General features: G+C 73.3%; 2 protein-coding genes and 1 pseudogene. 1 reads left to right on the top strand and 2 read right to left on the bottom strand.

All coding sequences use genetic code 11. The features are described from left to right. On the top strand, nt 1-839 hold an 839-nt coding region (locus ACTIR_RS0101675), incomplete at its 5' end, for an aminodeoxychorismate synthase component I (protein ID WP_026452989.1). Between the two features lie 23 nt (nt 840-862). Here ACTIR_RS0101675 and ACTIR_RS0101670 read toward each other — a convergent pair. Both ACTIR_RS0101670 and ACTIR_RS0101665 read right to left on the bottom strand, forming a co-directional pair. Further along, entirely contained in the window at nt 863-1,174 is a 312-nt protein-coding gene (locus ACTIR_RS0101670) for a DMT family transporter (protein WP_007026539.1), read from the bottom strand. Between the two features lie 97 nt (nt 1,175-1,271). Continuing rightward, a pseudogene (locus ACTIR_RS0101665) lies at nt 1,272-1,608 on the bottom strand (16S rRNA (cytidine(1402)-2'-O)-methyltransferase); the annotation flags it as partial.

Genomic DNA, 1,608 nt, shown 5'->3' with positions numbered 1-1,608 from the left:
CCGCCGGGCCGGCGTGGCGGGCCGGCACGGTGCGGCACCCGCTGCCCGCCGAGCACCACAACGCCGTGAAGTCCTGTGTGCACGCCATCGAGGCGGGTGAGTTGTTCCAGGCCAACATCTGCACCCGGATGTCCGCCGACTTCGACGGCGACCCGGCGGCGCTGTTCGCCGAGGGCGTGCGCCGCCTGTCACCCACCCGGGGCGCGTACCTGGCCGGCGACTGGGGCGCGGTGGTGTCGATGTCCCCGGAGCTGTTCCTGTCCCGCACCGGACGCCGGGTGCGTTCCACCCCGATCAAGGGAACACTGCCCCGGCGGGGCGCACACGACGCGCACCTCGCGGACGCGCTGCGCCGCTCGTCGAAGGACGTCGCCGAGAACGTCATGATCACCGACCTGGTGCGCAACGACCTCGGCCGGGTGTGCGAGGTGGGCACGGTGCGGGTGCCGCAGCTGCTCGCGGTGCGGCCCGCGCCCGGTGTGTGGCACCTCGACTCCACGGTGGAGGGTGTGCTCGCCGAGGGCACGGACGACGCCGATCTGCTGCGCGGGGCGTTCCCGCCGGGGTCGGTCACCGGCGCCCCGAAGATCCGCGCGTTGGAACTGGTCACCGAGCTGGAGCCGGTCCCGCGCGGCGTCTACACCGGCGCGGTCGGGCTCGCCTCCCCGGTGGCGGGCATGGAACTCAACGTCGCGATCCGCACGTTCGAGATCTCCGGCGGCACGGTCCGCCTCGGCGTGGGCGGCGGCATCACCGCCGACTCCGACCCCGAGGCGGAGTGGCAGGAATGCCTGCACAAGGCCGCCCCGCTGCGCGCCCTGCTGGACCCGGACGGGTGAGGGCGAGACGGCCGGAGTGCCCCTCAGACGAACCGCAGGCCCACCACGCCGCCGACGATCAGCGCCAGGCACAGCAGGCGCGCGGTCGTGGCGGGCTCGCCGAGGGCCACCATGCCGTACAGCGCGGTGCCCACCGCGCCGATGCCGACCCAGACGGCGTAGCCGGTCCCGACCGGCACCGTGCGCAGGGCGTAGGCGAGCCCGCCCATGCTCAACGCCAGCGCGACGAGGAACAGCAGGCTCGGCCGCAACCGGGAGAACCCCCGCGAGGCCTCCAACGCGGCAGCCCACACCGTCTCCAACAACCCCGACACCACGAGCACGACCCACGCCACAGCTACCCCCTCCCGGGTTTTCTCGTGAAGGGCACCTTCCCTGCGTCAGACGTAGCGAGGGGCACTTTCACTGCATCACAGGCAGGGAATGTGCCCCTCACGACACACCGCCGGCACCGCGGTGCCGCAACGCCTCGTCGTAGAGCTGCTTCTTGGAGACGCCGGTGGCGTCGGCGATCTCGGTGGTGACCGTCTTCAGGCGCTCGCCCGCCGCGACCCGGGCCTCCACTTCACCCACAAGAGTGGATATGTCGACACGTCCGCGTTGCGCACCCTCCACGACGACCGTCGCCTCGCCGCGCACGCCGCGCGCGGCCCAGTCGGCCACCTCGGCGAGGCCGCCGCGCACGATCTCCTCGGAAACCTTGGTCAGGTCCCGGCAGACCACCGCGCGCCGGTCGGCCCCCAGCGCCTCCGCGGCCTCGGACAGGGTC

The organism is Saccharomonospora iraqiensis subsp. iraqiensis (assembly GCF_000430445.1).
Lineage (GTDB): Bacteria > Actinomycetota > Actinomycetes > Mycobacteriales > Pseudonocardiaceae > Saccharomonospora > Saccharomonospora iraqiensis.
The sequence above is the reverse complement of the archived record's forward strand: the minus strand, read 5'-3'. Positions and strand labels throughout refer to the sequence as shown.